This is a genomic window from Thalassobacter sp. 16PALIMAR09, assembly GCF_000765485.1.
Lineage (GTDB): Bacteria > Pseudomonadota > Alphaproteobacteria > Rhodobacterales > Rhodobacteraceae > Thalassobacter > Thalassobacter stenotrophicus.
In genome coordinates, this window is the sequence record NZ_JHAK01000002.1 from 199,811 (window position 1) to 214,279 (window position 14,469).

Annotated in this window: 14 protein-coding genes; 3 read left to right on the top strand and 11 right to left on the bottom strand. The window is 63.0% G+C overall.

Annotated elements, in window-relative coordinates; genetic code table 11:
- Positions 1 to 114: 114 nt before the first annotated feature.
- The 8 genes from PM04_RS04910 to dapA all read right to left on the bottom strand — a co-directional run bounded on the left by PM04_RS04910 (position 115) and on the right by dapA (position 7,555).
- Positions 115 to 1,077 carry an acetyl-CoA carboxylase carboxyltransferase subunit alpha gene (locus PM04_RS04910; protein ID WP_038004265.1) on the bottom strand — a complete coding sequence of 321 codons (963 nt, stop codon included), beginning with the start codon at positions 1,075 to 1,077 and terminating at the stop codon, positions 115 to 117.
- 159 nt (positions 1,078 to 1,236) lie between these two features.
- Positions 1,237 to 2,193 carry an L-malyl-CoA/beta-methylmalyl-CoA lyase gene (locus PM04_RS04915; RefSeq protein ID WP_038004269.1) on the bottom strand — a complete coding sequence of 319 codons (957 nt, stop codon included), beginning with the start codon at positions 2,191 to 2,193 and terminating at the stop codon, positions 1,237 to 1,239.
- 104 nt (positions 2,194 to 2,297) lie between these two features.
- Positions 2,298 to 2,762 carry a GNAT family N-acetyltransferase gene (locus PM04_RS04920; protein ID WP_052068204.1) on the bottom strand — a complete coding sequence of 155 codons (465 nt, stop codon included), beginning with the start codon at positions 2,760 to 2,762 and terminating at the stop codon, positions 2,298 to 2,300.
- Between the two features lie 100 nt (positions 2,763 to 2,862).
- Entirely contained in the window at positions 2,863 to 4,047 is a 1,185-nt protein-coding gene (locus tag PM04_RS04925; protein WP_038004271.1) for an amino acid aminotransferase, read from the bottom strand.
- 3 nt (positions 4,048 to 4,050) lie between these two features.
- A complete protein-coding gene (gene sseA, locus PM04_RS04930; RefSeq protein ID WP_038004273.1) occupies positions 4,051 to 4,902 on the bottom strand; it encodes a 3-mercaptopyruvate sulfurtransferase in 852 nt (283 codons plus the stop codon).
- 90 nt (positions 4,903 to 4,992) lie between these two features.
- Positions 4,993 to 5,475 (bottom strand): SsrA-binding protein SmpB, encoded by a 483-nt coding sequence (smpB, locus tag PM04_RS04935; RefSeq protein ID WP_038004274.1) that lies wholly within the window; start codon positions 5,473 to 5,475, stop codon positions 4,993 to 4,995.
- 32 nt (positions 5,476 to 5,507) lie between these two features.
- Positions 5,508 to 6,671 carry an MFS transporter gene (locus tag PM04_RS04940; protein WP_038004276.1) on the bottom strand — a complete coding sequence of 388 codons (1,164 nt, stop codon included), beginning with the start codon at positions 6,669 to 6,671 and terminating at the stop codon, positions 5,508 to 5,510.
- An 11-nt stretch (positions 6,672 to 6,682) separates the two neighbouring features.
- The gene (dapA, locus tag PM04_RS04945; protein WP_038004277.1) at positions 6,683 to 7,555 is read right to left on the bottom strand and encodes a 4-hydroxy-tetrahydrodipicolinate synthase; all 873 of its coding nucleotides are present in this window, start codon (positions 7,553 to 7,555) and stop codon (positions 6,683 to 6,685) included.
- Between the two features lie 148 nt (positions 7,556 to 7,703).
- Here dapA and PM04_RS04950 point away from each other — a divergent pair, with 148 nt between their 5' ends.
- Entirely contained in the window at positions 7,704 to 9,638 is a 1,935-nt protein-coding gene (locus tag PM04_RS04950) for a lytic transglycosylase domain-containing protein (RefSeq protein ID WP_038004279.1), read from the top strand.
- Here the strand turns inward: PM04_RS04950 and PM04_RS04955 are convergent.
- On the bottom strand, positions 9,625 to 10,488 hold the full coding sequence (locus PM04_RS04955) for a DMT family transporter (RefSeq protein ID WP_038004281.1): 864 nt from the start codon (positions 10,486 to 10,488) through the stop codon (positions 9,625 to 9,627). The genes PM04_RS04950 and PM04_RS04955 overlap by 14 nt on opposite strands.
- A complete protein-coding gene (mnmD, locus tag PM04_RS04960; protein WP_038004282.1) occupies positions 10,485 to 11,159 on the bottom strand; it encodes a tRNA (5-methylaminomethyl-2-thiouridine)(34)-methyltransferase MnmD in 675 nt (224 codons plus the stop codon). The genes PM04_RS04955 and mnmD overlap by 4 nt, the downstream gene beginning before the upstream one ends.
- A 39-nt stretch (positions 11,160 to 11,198) precedes the next feature.
- Between mnmD and PM04_RS04965 the strand changes: the two genes are divergently transcribed.
- Positions 11,199 to 12,227 carry an FAD-binding oxidoreductase gene (locus PM04_RS04965; protein ID WP_038004284.1) on the top strand — a complete coding sequence of 343 codons (1,029 nt, stop codon included), beginning with the start codon at positions 11,199 to 11,201 and terminating at the stop codon, positions 12,225 to 12,227.
- Here the strand turns inward: PM04_RS04965 and PM04_RS04970 are convergent.
- Positions 12,224 to 12,754 (bottom strand): NADPH-dependent FMN reductase, encoded by a 531-nt coding sequence (locus tag PM04_RS04970; RefSeq protein ID WP_038004287.1) that lies wholly within the window; start codon positions 12,752 to 12,754, stop codon positions 12,224 to 12,226. The two genes, PM04_RS04965 and PM04_RS04970, sit on opposite strands and share 4 nt — an antisense overlap.
- Positions 12,755 to 12,815: 61 nt before the next feature.
- Here PM04_RS04970 and PM04_RS04975 point away from each other — a divergent pair, with 61 nt between their 5' ends.
- A complete protein-coding gene (locus PM04_RS04975) occupies positions 12,816 to 14,450 on the top strand; it encodes a thiamine pyrophosphate-binding protein (RefSeq protein WP_038005095.1) in 1,635 nt (544 codons plus the stop codon).
- Positions 14,451 to 14,469 lie beyond the last annotated feature (19 nt).

Consider the following 14,469-nt stretch of genomic DNA (forward strand, 5'->3'; position numbering starts at 1 on the left):
TGCGCAACAATGGGTCAGTCTACGTGACTGATAATAAAGGTTAATCCAACCAGTTGGCGCTTGCGCGACGGGGCCGTTCTGTGATCGATTCGTGCGCTTTTGGGTTGGGGTGGCCTAAGCGGCCAGCCCCTTGGACCCGATATCGAGGAACTTTTGCCGCCGCATCGCCACCAGTTTTTTGGGTGAAAATCCGGACAGCTCATCGATCATGGTGTCGATGTTTTTACCAACGGTTTCCATCATCTGCGTCCGGTTGCGTTGTGCGCCGCCTTGCAGTTCGGGGATAATCCGGTCGATGACGCCCAGCTTGTGCAGGTCTTGGGCCGTGAGGCGCAGGGCCTCGGCGGCGTCGCGCATTTTCTCGGCGTCTTTCCATAGGATCGATGCGCAGCCCTCGGGTGAGATTACGGAATAGACCGAGTGTTCCAGCATTGCGACGCGGTTGGCTGTAGCAAAGGCCACAGCTCCGCCGGAGCCGCCTTCGCCGATGACGACGGACACCAAAGGCACGCCGATTTGCAGGCATTTCTCGGTCGAGCGGGCAATGGCCTCGGACTGGCCGCGCTCCTCTGCGCCCTTGCCGGGGTATGCGCCGGGGGTGTCGATCAGGGTCACGACCGGCAGGCCAAAGCGGTCGGCCATGTCCATCAGGCGGATCGCTTTGCGGTAGCCTTCGGGGCGGGCCATGCCAAAGTTGTGGTGCAGGCGGGATTTGGTGTCAGCGCCTTTTTCGTGGCCGATCACGACGACTGCGCGATCTCCGAGCCGGGCGAGGCCGCCCATGACGGCGTCGTCTTCGGCAAAGTTCCGGTCACCGGCGAGGGGCGTGTATTCGGAGAACAGCGCCTCGATGTAGTCTTTGCAATGGGGGCGGTTTGGATGCCGGGCCACCTGACATTTGCGCCACGGTGTGAGGTCCTTGTAGAGGTCCTGCAACATCTGGGCTGCTTTTTTGTCGAGGGCGACGGCCTCTTTTTCGAGATCGACGTCCTCATTGGTGCGTGCCATGGCGCGCAGCTCTTCGGCTTTGCCTTCGATCTCGGCGAGAGGTTTTTCAAACTCGAGGTAGTGGTTCATGCGGCTGCCCTTTTGCTTCGCCCACATATGGGACAAGGCCGCGCGGGATGCAACGGGGGGCTGTGCTGGGAACCGGGGTGCGCAGTTGGACGCGAGGGGTCACCGGAGCGCGGGCCAGAGCCCTGTGGGCTCCGGTCCGCGCTCCGGTGCTGTGGCGTGTTAGCCCGCAATCATTTCGGATTGCTTGACGATCACTTCGGCCTGTTTGATCGAGGCGATGTCCACGAGGCGACCTTTGTAGACGGTTGCGCCTTCGCCGTTCGCCTTGGCCTGTTCCATGGCGGCGAGGATTTCACGGGCTTCGGTCACAGCGGCCTCGGAGGGGGTGAAGACCTCATTCGCGAGGGCGATTTGTTTGGGGTGGATTGCCCATTTGCCCACCATGCCCAGCGTCGCCGAGCGGCGCGCCTGTGCGCGGTAGCCATCATCGTCCGAGAAATCGCCAAAGGGCCCGTCCACGGGCAGCACGCCGTTGGTGCGGCAGGCCGCGACGATGGCCGCCTGTGCCCAGTGCCATGGGTCTGACCAGTGCTGTGCACCGTCCCGCAGCATGTAGTAGTTTTCCTGTGTGCCGCCGATGCCTGTGGTTTGCATCCCCATGGAGGCCGCGAAATCGGCGGCGCCAAGGCTCATGGCTTGCAGGCGGGGCGAGGCGGCTGCGATAGCGTCGACGTTTGCGATGCCTGCGGCGGATTCGATAATGACCTCAAGCGCGACTTTCTTGGTGCGGCCCATCGCGGCTTCGATCGCGGTGATCAGGGCGTCGACGGCATAGATGTCTTCGGCGCAGCCCACTTTGGGGATCATGATCATGTCCAAACGCTCGGACGCCTGTTCCAGCAGGTCCACCACGTCGCGGTACCAATACGGGGTGTCGAGCGAGTTGATCCGGACCGACACGGTTTTGGTGCCCCAATCGATCGTGTTGATCGCCTCGATGATGTTGGCGCGGGCCGTGGCCTTGTCGGAGGGTGCGACGCTGTCCTCAAGGTCCATGTTGATGACGTCTGCCGCCGATGCCGCCATTTTCGCGAACAGTTTGGTGTTGGAGCCGGGTCCGAACAGCTGGCAGCGGTTTGGACGGGCGGCGGGCGTGGGTTGCAGGCGGAAGCTCATGGCGATTCTCTTTGGGTTAGAAAGTTTCGTCTTGTTCGGCTTGAGTGTTAGGATATTGCGTGAGTGGGTGCAAGCGCTGCATTGCAGCGAAAGTGGCGCGGCGGCTAGAGCGGTTTTGAAAACACAATCTTGTCGTCGCCCTTGGCCCAATAGTCCGGAATACAAGCGACTTGGTTGTAGCCGATATGGCAATAAAACCCTCGCGTTTGGGCAAAGTCATCCGTGCCAGAGGTGTCCACGATGATCAGGCGTTGGCCCTCAGCGCGGAGCTGATCCTCCAGTGCGCGGGTGAGCGCGGCGCCGAGGCCTTCGCCCTGATACTGCGGGTGCAGCGCGAGGGCGCGCATGTTCCATGTGCCGTCCGTCAGCTCCTCAGGTTCTGCAAAGCACAGGCCGATGGCCACGCCGTCCCGCTGACATGTCAGCCACCGCGCGGGGCTGTCGCCTGCAAGCATCGGGGCGAGCATGTCGGGCAGCATCTCACTGGGGAACAGGTGTGTTTCGTCCAGCACGCGTTGGAGCGCTGGAATATCGGCGGGCGTGGTCATTTCAAAGGTTACTTTGGTCATGGGTTTTGCCTTGAATATCCAATGACAAACCCGCCCGGTGGTGTGCCGAGCGGGTCGCAATGTGTAGGCCTAAGCGGGCGGTGCGCGCCGCAAAGCGCCGCTATACCCCCGCCGCGATGATCGCGTCCGCAAGGATTGGCACGGTCTGGGCGTTGAGGCCCGCGATATTCAGGCGGCTGTCGCCGACCATGTAGATCGCGTTGTGTTCACGCATGGCTTCGACCTGTTCGGGGCTGGCGCCGAGGCGTGAGAACATGCCGCGGTGCTCGGCGATAAAGCCAAACCGGTCCGAGCCGGAGCGCTCACGCAGGGCATCAGCCAGTTGTTGGCGCAGGTCCAGCATGCCAAGGCGCACCTCTTCGAGTTCCTGCATCCAGTCCGCCTTGAGTGTTTCATCGTTCAGGATGATCGACACCAGCCGCGCGCCGTGATCGGGCGGGAAGCTGAAGTTCTGACGGTTCAGGAATTGCAGGTTGGTCTGGGTGAGGCTTTGCTCGGCCGAGGACGGCGAGAGCGCCATCAGAACGCCCGTCCGCTCGCGGTAGATGCCGAAGTTCTTGGAGCATGACGCCGCGATCAGCATTTCGGGCACTTTGGAGGCGATGAGGCGCACGCCAGCTGCGTCCTGTTCCAGCCCGTCGCCAAAGCCCTGATAGGCGATGTCGATGAAGGGGATCGCGCCGCGCGCGTTCAGGAAATCGGCCACTTCGCCCCACTGCGTGAGGTTCAGGTTTGCGCCCGTTGGGTTGTGGCAGCAGCCGTGCAGCAGGACCAGATCGCCTGCCTTTACGCCCTCAAGATCAGCCATCATGCCCGCGAAATCGACCGCGCGCGTGGCGTTGTCAAAGTAGCGGTATTCGCCCATCGGCACGCCGAGGTATTTCATGATCGAGGGGTGGTTTGGCCACGTCGGGTTGGACAACCAAACGGTCGCGTCGGGCGAGGCCATTTGGATCAGCTCAAGCGCCTGACGGATCGCGCCGGTCCCGCCCGGGGTGGCGACGGCAGCGAACCGCTCGCGCGGGTAGTCCGTGCCGAGGATCAGGCCGGCCATCGCCTCAGAGAACGCGGGATCACCGGCCAGCCCGGTGTAGGCTTTGGTCTGTTCTTCATCGACGATACGCTGTTCCGCCACCTTGATGGCGCGCATCACGGGTGTCAGGCCTTGGGCGTTTTTGTAGACGCCAACGCCCAGATCCACCTTGGTGTCGCGCGGGTCGGCGCGATAGGCGGCGGCGAGGCCGAGGATCTTGTCGACGGGTTGGGCCTTTAGGTTGCTCAGCATGGGCTATTCTCCCGTTTCGATTTTCAGGTCAGGGTACATGCCCCACTCGGCCCAAGAGCCATCGTAGAGCGCATGTGCGTCATGGCCGATCTGGGCCAACGCAAGGTTAATAACAGCCGCCGTTACGCCGGAGCCGCATGTGGTGATCACGGGTTTGGACAGGTCCACGGAAGCATCGGCAAACACCTCACGCAGGGCGGGTGTGGGCAGCATCGTGCCGTCCTCAGCCAGGAGCGAGGTGTAGGGGATGTTGCGCGACCCGGGGATGTGGCCTGCGCGCAGACCGGCGCGCGGCTCAGGCGCTTCGCCCCGGAAACGTGCGGGCGCGCGGGCGTCCAGAATTTCGTGTGTGCCCAGTTTGGAGGCTTGGGCGACTTGGGTGACATCCTTCAACAGATGCGCCTGACGGGACACGGTCATGTGCCGGTCGCGCATCATGGGGGGCATGTCCTCAGTAGGGCGGCCCTCGGCCTGCCATTTGGCAAAGCCACCGTCCAGCACGGCCACGTCCTGCTTGCCCATCAGTTTGAACAGCCACCACAGGCGTGCGGCCGAAAACAGGCCCGCGCCGTCATAAACGACGACTTGGTGGCCATCCCCCACGCCCCATTTGCGCATGCGAGACATGAACTTTTCAACCGGTGGGGCGGTGTGTGGGATTGCGCTGCGCAGGTCCGAGACTTCGTCAATCGGGACAAACCGTGCGCCGGGAATGTGGGCGGCGTCGTATTCCGCCTTTGGGTCGCGGTTTGCGTCGGGCAGGTACCAGCTCATGTCCAGAACACGCAGGTCCGGGTCGTTGAGATGGGCCTCAAGCCAGTCGGTGGATACGAGGATGCGGGGATCGTCAGCCATTGCCATCGCCTCTTTACGTCGGGGACCTTCCTACGCCGGGCTTGGCCCCCGTGCAAGGGCTCTGCAAGGGCCGTTCAAAAGCGGTGCGGACTAGCCGCGTTCGCGCAACAGGCGGGCTTTTTGACGGTTCCAATCGCGCTTGGCAGAGGTCTCACGCTTGTCGTGATTTTTCTTGCCCTTTGCGATGCCGATTTTGAGTTTCACCCGACCCGTGTGGTTGAAATACATAACTAGTGGCACGAGGGTGTAGCCCTCTCGCTGGGTGGCGTTCCACAGTTTGGCCAGTTCCTTGCGCGATACCAGCAGTTTGCGGCGGCGGCGTTCTTCGTGGGGGAACATGCGGGCCTGCGGGTAGGGTGCGATATAGCTGTTCACAAGCCACAATTCGCCCTCATCCACCGAGGCATAGCTTTCGGCGACATTTGCCCCGCCTTCGCGTAGCGATTTGACCTCAGACCCCTGAAGAACGATGCCGCATTCGATGTCGTCCTCGATGGCATAGTCGTAGCGCGCGCGCCGGTTCTCGGCGACGACTTTGTAGTTCTTTTCCTCGGGGGTCTTGGGTTTGGCCATAACGGGGATGTATGCGCGCGGCTCTGGGATGTCTAGCCAGAGAGCCTGCGTGACAGCATGATATGTGCGATTGCCAGTGTCGCGGCGAGGCCGCTGGCCAGCCCCAGCGCCTCAATCCCGAAGCGAGCGATGACCACGCCGCCCATGCCCGACCCGATAGCAGCACCAGCATAGACTGCGGCGGCATTGAGCGACAAAAGTACCGGGGCCGTTTGGGGGGATAGCGTCACAAGGCGGGTTTGTTGCGGCGCCATAAAGGACCAGCCACAGACCGACCAAAGTGCGACCAGCACCACAAACACCGGAAGCGGCAGGGGCAGCAGGCTGAACGGGACCATAAGCGCGGCCTGCGCACAGGACAGGACCAGCAAGGTGCGGGCGGGTCCGAGCCGCATGCTCATCCGGCCGCCCATCCAGTTGCCAACAACAGCGCCGACGCCAAAGACGATCAACGATGCGGTTACCATGTTTCGCTCAAAGCCCATTTTGGCCTCTAGGAGGGGGGTGAAATAGGTGTAAAGCGTGTAGATTGCGCCAAGGAACGTTGCCGTGAATAGCACCGCAATCATGGAACGGGCGTCGCGCAGGGTTCGGCCCAGATCGCCAAGGCGCACGGGTTGGAAGGACAGGCCAGCTGGGACGCGGAGCCACAAAAGCGCGAGCATCGGCAGGCCCAATGCCGTGACTGTCCAGAACGCCGCGCGCCAGCCGAATGTATAGGCGATGAAGCTGCCTGCCGGTACGCCGATGACCTGCGCCATGGTCATGCCAAAGAACACGCCGGCCAAGGCTTTGGCGCGGGCTTGGGGCGGGGCAAGGGCCGCCACGACTGCCGCCGTGATGGGCGTTGTGATGCCCGCCCCAGCTGCGGCCATCACGCGGCTGGCCAGCAGCAGTGTTTCATTTGGGGCAAGGGCGGCGACCAGGTTCGACAGTGTGAACAGGGCGAGCCCCGCAACCAACACGCGCCGCCGTCCGATCCCGCCTGTTAACGTCACCAACAGGGGCGACAGAACCGCATAGGATATCGCGTAGACGGTCAGCAGGAGGCCCGCCTCACCCGGGGTGAGGCCTAGGTCACTGGCCAATGGCATCAGCCCGCCGATCACGACAAAGGCGCCCATGCCGATGATGAAATTGGTGGCTGACAGTAGCGGGATCAGCCCTTTGGGGATACCCGCTGTTGTACCTGTCATGGAGGGCTGGCTCAGTTCAGCAGTCCCGCGTGACGCAGGCCCGCGCGCAGTTTTTCGCGTGTGGGTTCGGTCACGGGCAGAAGGGGTAGGCGCAGTTCGCCGTCGATCAGGCCCAGCTCTTCGAGCGCGGCCTTGGCACCGGCCAGACCCGGCTCGGTGAAGATCGCGTCATGCAGGGGCATCAGGCGGTCCTGAAGCGTGAGCGCGGTTGCGTAATCACCCTTGAGGCAGGCCTCTTGCAGTTGGCTGCACAGTTTGGGCGCGACGTTTGCCGTGACCGAGATACAGCCCGTGCCGCCTTGGGCGTTAAAGCCGTGTGCAGTTGCGTCCTCACCTGACAACTGGATGAAATCCGGGCCGCAGGTCTGGCGCTGGGCGCAAACACGGGCCAGATCGCCGGTCGCGTCTTTGACCCCGATGATGTTGGGGTTCTTGGCCAAGTGCCCCATCGTTTCGGGCGTCATATCCACGACGGAACGGCCGGGGATGTTGTAGATGATGATTGGGATGCCAATTGCGGCCAGCGCCTCGAAGTGGGCGATCAGACCGGCTTGGGTCGGCTTGTTGTAGTAGGGCGTTACAACAAGGGCAGCGGTCGCGCCGACGTCATGGGCGTGGCGGACCATCTCATAGGCTTCGGCCGTGTTGTTGGAGCCTGCGCCCGCGACAACCGGAATGCGCCCTGCGGCGGCGGTCACGACGGCCTCAACCACTGCGTAGTGTTCTTCGTGGCTGAGCGTGGGGCTTTCGCCGGTGGTGCCAACGGGGACGAGCCCGTGCGAGCCTTCGGCGATGTGCCATTCGACCAGCTTCTTGAGCGTATCGAAGTCCACTGCGCCGTCTTTAAACGGCGTGATCAGGGCAGGCATGGAACCTTTGAGCATGATACGCTTCCTTTGATGAGGTGTGGTCGTGTGTGAATCGCGCGGAAACTAGCCGCGATGTGGGTCTTTAACAAGTTCGCTATTTGGCTTCCGGTGCGCGGGGCCTTAGCTATGTCGAAACAAGCGCGAATGCGGAGTGGTACAGGCGATGATTTTACGGGCTTTTCTGGGCGCAGTGATGGTGTGTGCGTCTGTTGCCGGGGCTGCGGCGGACGCAAATTTGCGCGCGGCGATGGAAGCGGTGCGCGCACAGGATTGGGATGCGGCGCGGGCGGCACAGTCGCGGATCACTGACCCCGCGGGGCGTGACGTCGTGAGCTGGTCGCTTTTGCGGGCGCGGCAGGGCAGCTTTGCGCAGGCGCAGGATTTTTTGGCGCGCAACGGTGATTGGCCGGGCCTGCCGTTGCTGCGCGCGCGGGTCGAGGCTGCGATTGCCCCCGACGCAAACCCCGATCAGGTGTTGCGATATTTTGCGCCTCGACCGCCCAGCACCGCCCAAGGCGCGCTGCGATTTTCCGAGGCTTTGACGCGGCTCGGGGAGCGTGACGCCGCGCGGGCCGTGTTGATCCGGTATTGGCGCAATGAACCCATGGGGCCAGAGGACCACGCCCTGTTCATCATGGAGCACGGCGCAACGCTGGCCGCCCACCATCAGGTGCGGTTGGACAATATGGCATGGGCTGGTGCGCAAGAGGCAGGTGCGTTGATGCTGCCGCTGGTGCCGGACGCGCAGGCCGCGTTGGCGCGCGCGCGACTGGCTTTGCGCGCTGATCAAAACGGTGTGGATGCGTTGATCAATGCGGTGCCTGCATCGCTGCGTGATGACCCCGGGCTTGCCTATGAACGGTTCCGTTGGCGTCTACGCAAGGGCCGTTTGGATGCCGCGATGGATCTGTTGTTTGAGGCCAGCCGCAGTGCAGAAACCTTGGGGCGCCCCGAAGTGTGGGCCCAACACCGAGAGCGCCTTGCGCGGCAATTGATGCAGGACGGGCGTGACCGCGATGCCTACCGCGTGGCGTCCGAGCATCGGATGACGGATGTGTCTGAGGTGGCGATGGCCGAATGGCTTGCGGGCTACATCGCCCTGCGCAAACTGAACGACGCCCCCCGCGCCGTGCAACATTTTGAGCGGTTCACAGCCGCAGTTGGCACCCCCATCAGTTTTGGTCGTGGCGGCTATTGGCTGGGCCGCGCGCAGGAGGCTGCGGGCAACCCAGAGGCCGCAGCGCAGGCCTATGCCTTTGGCGCACGGTTCCAAACCAGTTTCTATGGCCAGTTGGCAGCGGAACGCGCGGGGCTGGCCCCCGACCCGCTGCTGACGGGGCAAGAGGCGTTTGAGGATTACCGCAGCGCGCCTTTTGCCGATAGCTCCATCTTGCGCGCGGCACTGGTGTTGCGCGATGCGGGCCAAGACGTCCTTGCGGAGCGGTTTTTCACCCACCTCACCGAAAGCTTACCGCGCCGCGAAGTGGGTCAGTTGATTGAGCTGGTCCTAGAGCTAGAGGAGCCGCATATCGCCATCATGATCGGCAAACGCGCGGCCCAAGCAGGCGTGGAATTGCACCGGGGCTACTATGCCGTGTTGCCAAAGCTGGTGGCCATGGATGGCCCTGTTGCGCCCGAATTGTCCCTGTCGATTGCGCGCCGCGAAAGCGAATTTGACCCCGTCGTGGTGTCACCCGCAGGGGCACGAGGGTTGATGCAATTGATGCCCGGCACCGCAAAAGAAATGGCGCAAGACTTGGGAGAGGCCCATTCGCTGAGCCGTTTGCTGAGCGATCCAGTCTATAACGCGCGCCTCGGCACTGCATATCTGGCGGAGCTTCAGCGCGAGTTTGGCGCGAATGTTGTGCTGGTGTCCGCGGCGTATAACGCAGGGCCCACACGGGCGCGCCGCTGGGTCAAGGAGTTGGGGCACCCCGGTGATCCGTCGGTTGATGTGGTCGATTGGATCGAGCACGTGCCGTTTACCGAGACGCGTAACTACATCATGCGCGTATCCGAGAGCCTTGCGATTTATCGCGCGCGGCTGTCGGGGCAAACCGCGCCGCTGGGGCTGGGGGCTGCGCTTACGGCGCGCTGACCCGTTCGCGCCACAGGGTGAACAGGCCTGCGCCAATCACCACTGCGGCACCGATGACCAGCGGCCACGACAGGCTTTCGCCAAAAATCGTAAGTGCGATTGCGGAGGCAAAAACCAGTTGCAGATAGGCAAAGGGTTGCACGGCGCTTGCCTCGGCAAAGGCGTAGGTTTTGATCAGCGTGTAGTGGCCTATGGCGGCGGTGACGCACAGGATGCACATCCAAACCCAGTCCGAGCTGCTCATCGGTTCCCAGAACCAGATGCCGATGGTGGTGGTAAAGACCGCGCCCACCGTGCCGGTCCAAAAGAACGAGGTGGCCGCACTGTCTTTGCGGGCGGCCAACCGGGTCAGCAGGTTATAGAGCGCGAACATCAGGGCCGCGAGCAGTGGGATCAGCGCGAGCGGTGAGAACACTTTTACCCCCGGTTGCAAGATGATGACCACGCCGACAAAGCCGATCCCGATCGCGGCCCAGCGGCGCCAGCCGACGGCCTCGCCCAAGACGGGGCCAGAAAGGGCCGCAACCAGCAGCGGATAGGCCGTGAAAATCACATGGCTTTCCACAAGGCCCAAAAGGGTGAACGCGGTAATCATTACACAAATCTCAGCCGCAAGCAGAAAGCCCCGCACGGTTTGTAGCACGGGCTGTTGGGTGGCTGCGGCGGCGCGGATGCTGCCTGCCTGACGCTTGGCGATGGAGATCACAAAGGCCGCAAAGAACCAGTAGCGGATCATTACAATCATCAGAACGTTGTATTCGCCCGCAAGGTGCCGGGAAATCCCGTCTTGGGCGGCAAAGATGATGGTCGTGATGACCATCAGCCCGATGCCTTTTTGGGTGTCGGTCATGGTTTGGTCCCGCGGGTCATGTGGCGTTTGCGGCCAAAGCCCTCGGTGCGTGTGATGTCAAAGCCTGCCGCCTCTAGGGATTGGCGGACGTGACCTGCGGCGGTGTAGGTCGCACAGGTGCCTTGCGGCGCGGTATGTGCGCCGACTTGGGCCATGAGGTTCGGTTCCCACAGCTCGGGGTTTTTGGCGGGGGAAAACCCATCCAAAAACCATGTGTCCGCCGCGCCCGACCATAGGGGCAGCATGGTGCGCGCGTCACCCTTCCAAAGGGTCAGGGTGATGGGGCCGAAATTGGCGCGGCTCAGGGGCCACGCTTTGACCAATTGCTCGGCCAAGGGGGCCAGCTCTGGAAACGCCAAAAGCGCTTGGGCCATGTCGTGGGTGTCCAGCGGAAAGGCCTCAAAGCTGGTGAAATGGATTTGCCCGCCGTGGGTTTTGTAGGTGTCTGAGGTGATCCAAGCCTGCCACAGCGTCAGAAACGATAACCCGGTGCCAAAGCCCAGCTCGGCCACTTGGAACCCGTCGCGCAGGCGCGCGGGCAGACCGTTGCCGTCCAAAAACACATGCCGGGTCTCGGCCAAGCCCCCTTCGAGCGAAAAGTAAGGGTCGTCAAAGCGATCGGACACCGGGGTTCCGTTTTCGCGCCAGCTGAGGGGGTTTTCGTTGGTCATATCGTCCTGTAGGCCCATCTGAACAATGCGGCAAGAGGTGTGGCGATGGTCGATGTAACAGTGCGTGGCGCAGGGATTTTTGGGCTGTCGGTGGCATGGGCCTGCGCGCGGCGGGGTGCGCGCGTGCAGGTGGTTGATCCTCATGGCGTGGGGGCAGGGTCGTCGGGGGGGATTGTCGGGGCATTGGCACCGCATACGCCCGAAAACTGGAACTCGAAAAAGGCGTTTCAATTCGACAGTCTGATGATGGCGCAGGCGTGGTGGGATGAGGTCGCGCAGGTCAGCGGCCTGCCCACCGGTTATGCGCGCAGCGGCCGCGTTCAGCCTGTGTTGGATGCGCGCGGGCTGGAACTGGCGCAGGCCCGGGCCGAGGGCGCCAAGACGTTGTGGCAGGGTAAGGCGGTTTGGTCCGTTGAGGCCGCCTCGGGGGAATGGTGCCCGCAATCGCCCACGGGCATGGTTATCCGCGATACGCTGTCGGGGCGGTTGCATCCGCGCATGGCGTCGCAGGCTTTGACGGGGTGTTTGCCGCCCGTCGTGGCCGAGGCCCCGGACCAAGGCGCAGTCGTTTGGGCCACGGGGTGGCGCGGGTTGTTGGACCTGTCGGAGCGGTTTGGCCGGATGATGGGTGCGGGCGTCAAAGGGCAATCCGCGCTCTTGCGTTATGATGCCCGCGATGCGCCGCAGTTGTTTGCCGATGCGCTGCACATTGTGCCCCATGCGGATGGGACGGTGGCGATTGGCTCAACATCCGAGCGGGAGTTCGATGCGCCCGATACCTGTGACGATCAGCTGGATGATGTGATTGCGCGCGCGTTGTCCGCGTTTCCGGTGCTGGAGGGAGCGGAGGTGATTGAGCGATGGGCCGGTGTACGCCCGCGTGCCCGTAGCCGCGCCCCAATGTTGGGCGCATGGCCCGACAGGCCCGGGCACTTTATCGCCAATGGTGGGTTCAAAATTGGCTTTGGCATGGCCCCCAAGGTGGCGGAGGTCATGGCCGATTTGGTGCTTGAGGGGCGCGATACGATCCCCCAAGGCTTTCGGGTTGAGGATAATTTACCCGCTTAGGTGGCTGCTGCCTTAAGCGCGTCCATCAACCGTTTTAGCCCGTCCAGCCCGCGCCCTTCCTTGAGGCGTCCATCCTCGGTGAACTCATTGAAGTTGCTGCCGATCAAGACCTCGGGCCCCGGCAGAACATGCGCCTGAAAAGGCATCAGGCACAGGCGCGTGGCGTATTGCGCGCGTTCTCCGCCGGAGCGGCCCGCCGTCGCTGATAGGATCGCGACAGGCTTGCCCGCCCAAGGGGCATCCTTGGTACGGCTCACCCAGTCGAGCGCGTTTTTGAGCACGCCAGACAGGGACTTGTTGTATTCTGGGGTCACGACCAGCACCGCGCTGGCGGTTTTGATCTGGTCGGCAAGGGTCTGGACATCCGCCGGAATGCCCTCGGCCTCTTCTAGGTCGCCGTCATACAGCGGCAGGCGCAAATTGCCCTCAACAAAGGGGCCGCCGTACTGCAACGCGGCCTCGCGCATGAGTTTGAGGTTAAAACTGTCGCGGCGCAGTGATCCGCAAAGTCCCAGAAGATGTGACATGGTGTTTTCCTTACCCGTTGGCTGTGTCACAGATAAGCCAAATGACGGGGAGACAAGGTTCATGCGCCACGGTGGAAAAATCCTAAGCGATCAATTGGCGATACAGGGCGTCACGCGCGTGTTTTCTGTGCCGGGTGAGAGTTTCTTAGCCGCTTTGGACGGTTTGTATGACAGCGGCATCGCCAATGTTGTGTGCCGCCAAGAGGGCGGGGCCGCTATGATGGCCGAAGCCCATGGCAAGCTGACGGGTCAGCCGGGCGTGCTGTTTGTGACGCGCGGACCGGGGGCGACCAACGCCAGTGCGGGTCTGCACGTGGCGATGCAAGACAGTACCCCGATGGTGGTGTTTGTGGGCCAAATCGCCCGGGATCACCGTGACCGAGAGGCCTTTCAGGAGGTTGATTACCGCGGGCTCTTTGGCGGCTTGGTGAAATGGGTGGCTGAGGTCGATCAGGTTGAACGCTTGCCCGAATACATCGCGCGGGCGTTTTCCGTGGCGCAAGCGGGGCGGCCGGGGCCGGTGGTTTTGGCCCTGCCGGAGGACATGTTGTCCAGCGCGGCTGAGGTTGCGGACCGCGCGCGCGTTGTGGTGCCGCGCGCCGCGACACCCGATGTTGCCCCGATCCTTGAGGCTTTGCGCGAGGCGTCGCGCCCGATGATCATCGCGGGCGGCCCGGGGTGGAGCGCGCAGGCCGCGCGGGACCTAGAAACCTTTGCGCAGGCCGCGCAAATCCCCGTGGCAGTGGCCTTCCGGCGGCAGGATTACATGGACAACCGTGAGCCGAGCTATGCCGGGGACCTGAACGTGGGGCCGAACCCTGCGTTGATGGCGCGGTTGCGTGCGGCGGATGCGTTGTTGGTGTTGGGTTGTCGTCTGGGTGATATCGCAACGCAGGGTTATACTGCGCTGGACCCTGCGGACCCGGGCAAAACGATCGTGCATGTCCACCCTGATCCCGACCAGATCAACACGACATATCAGGCTGAGGTGCCTGTGGTCGCGGACGCAGGCGCGGTGGTGGCCGCCTTGGCCCCGCGCGGGGGCGAATTGCCCGGCTGGCCTGCTGAGGTCGGAGGCGCGCGCGCCTCCTATGAGGCGTGGATCACGCCCAAGCCCACCCCCGGTGCCGTGCGCCTAGAAGAGGTCATCGCGCACCTTGATGCGGTTTTGCCCGAGGATGCCATCCTGACCAACGGAGCCGGAAATTATGCCGCGTTCCTGCACCGCTATTACCGCTGGCGGCAGTATGGCACGCAGTTGGCGCCTACCTCTGGGTCGATGGGGTATGGCTTTCCGGCGGCGGTGTCGGCGGCCTTGCATGCGCCGGACCGTACCGTGGTTTGCCTTGCGGGGGATGGGTGTTTTCAGATGACCCTCAATGAGATGTCCACAGCGATCCAACATGGTGCGACACCGATTGTAATCGTGGCTAACAATGGCCGCTACGGGACGATCCGCATGCATCAGGAGAAAACATATCCCGGGCGTGTGTCTGGCACCGCGCTGGCCAATCCTGACTTTGCGGCGTTGGCCCAAGCCTATGGCGGCAAGGGATGGGTCGTAACGGAACAGGCGCAGTTTGCACCCGCCTTTGAGGCCGCGCGCGCCTGTGGAACCCTTGCGGTGATCGAGCTGAAACTGGACCCAGATATGCTGAGCACCGGCCAATCGCTCAGCGATTTGGCGGGGTCCTGAGGGCCGGGGTGAAGGCCCT

Excerpts from the sequence above, each read along its gene's own strand:
- PM04_RS04910 (WP_038004265.1), bottom strand. The coding sequence starts at position 1,077 with ATGAACCACTACCTCGAGTTTGAAAAACCTCTCGCCGAGATCGAAGGC.
- PM04_RS04915 (WP_038004269.1), bottom strand. The coding sequence starts at position 2,193 with ATGAGCTTCCGCCTGCAACCCACGCCCGCCGCCCGTCCAAACCGCTGC.
- PM04_RS04920 (WP_052068204.1), bottom strand. The coding sequence starts at position 2,762 with ATGACCAAAGTAACCTTTGAAATGACCACGCCCGCCGATATTCCAGCG.
- PM04_RS04925 (WP_038004271.1), bottom strand. The coding sequence starts at position 4,047 with ATGCTGAGCAACCTAAAGGCCCAACCCGTCGACAAGATCCTCGGCCTC.
- sseA (WP_038004273.1), bottom strand. The coding sequence starts at position 4,902 with ATGGCTGACGATCCCCGCATCCTCGTATCCACCGACTGGCTTGAGGCC.
- smpB (WP_038004274.1), bottom strand. The coding sequence starts at position 5,475 with ATGGCCAAACCCAAGACCCCCGAGGAAAAGAACTACAAAGTCGTCGCC.
- PM04_RS04940 (WP_038004276.1), bottom strand. The coding sequence starts at position 6,671 with ATGACAGGTACAACAGCGGGTATCCCCAAAGGGCTGATCCCGCTACTG.
- dapA (WP_038004277.1), bottom strand. The coding sequence starts at position 7,555 with ATGCTCAAAGGTTCCATGCCTGCCCTGATCACGCCGTTTAAAGACGGC.
- PM04_RS04950 (WP_038004279.1), top strand. The coding sequence starts at position 7,704 with ATGATTTTACGGGCTTTTCTGGGCGCAGTGATGGTGTGTGCGTCTGTT.
- PM04_RS04955 (WP_038004281.1), bottom strand. The coding sequence starts at position 10,488 with ATGACCGACACCCAAAAAGGCATCGGGCTGATGGTCATCACGACCATC.
- mnmD (WP_038004282.1), bottom strand. The coding sequence starts at position 11,159 with ATGACCAACGAAAACCCCCTCAGCTGGCGCGAAAACGGAACCCCGGTG.
- PM04_RS04970 (WP_038004287.1), bottom strand. The coding sequence starts at position 12,754 with ATGTCACATCTTCTGGGACTTTGCGGATCACTGCGCCGCGACAGTTTT.
- PM04_RS04975 (WP_038005095.1), top strand. The coding sequence starts at position 12,816 with ATGCGCCACGGTGGAAAAATCCTAAGCGATCAATTGGCGATACAGGGC.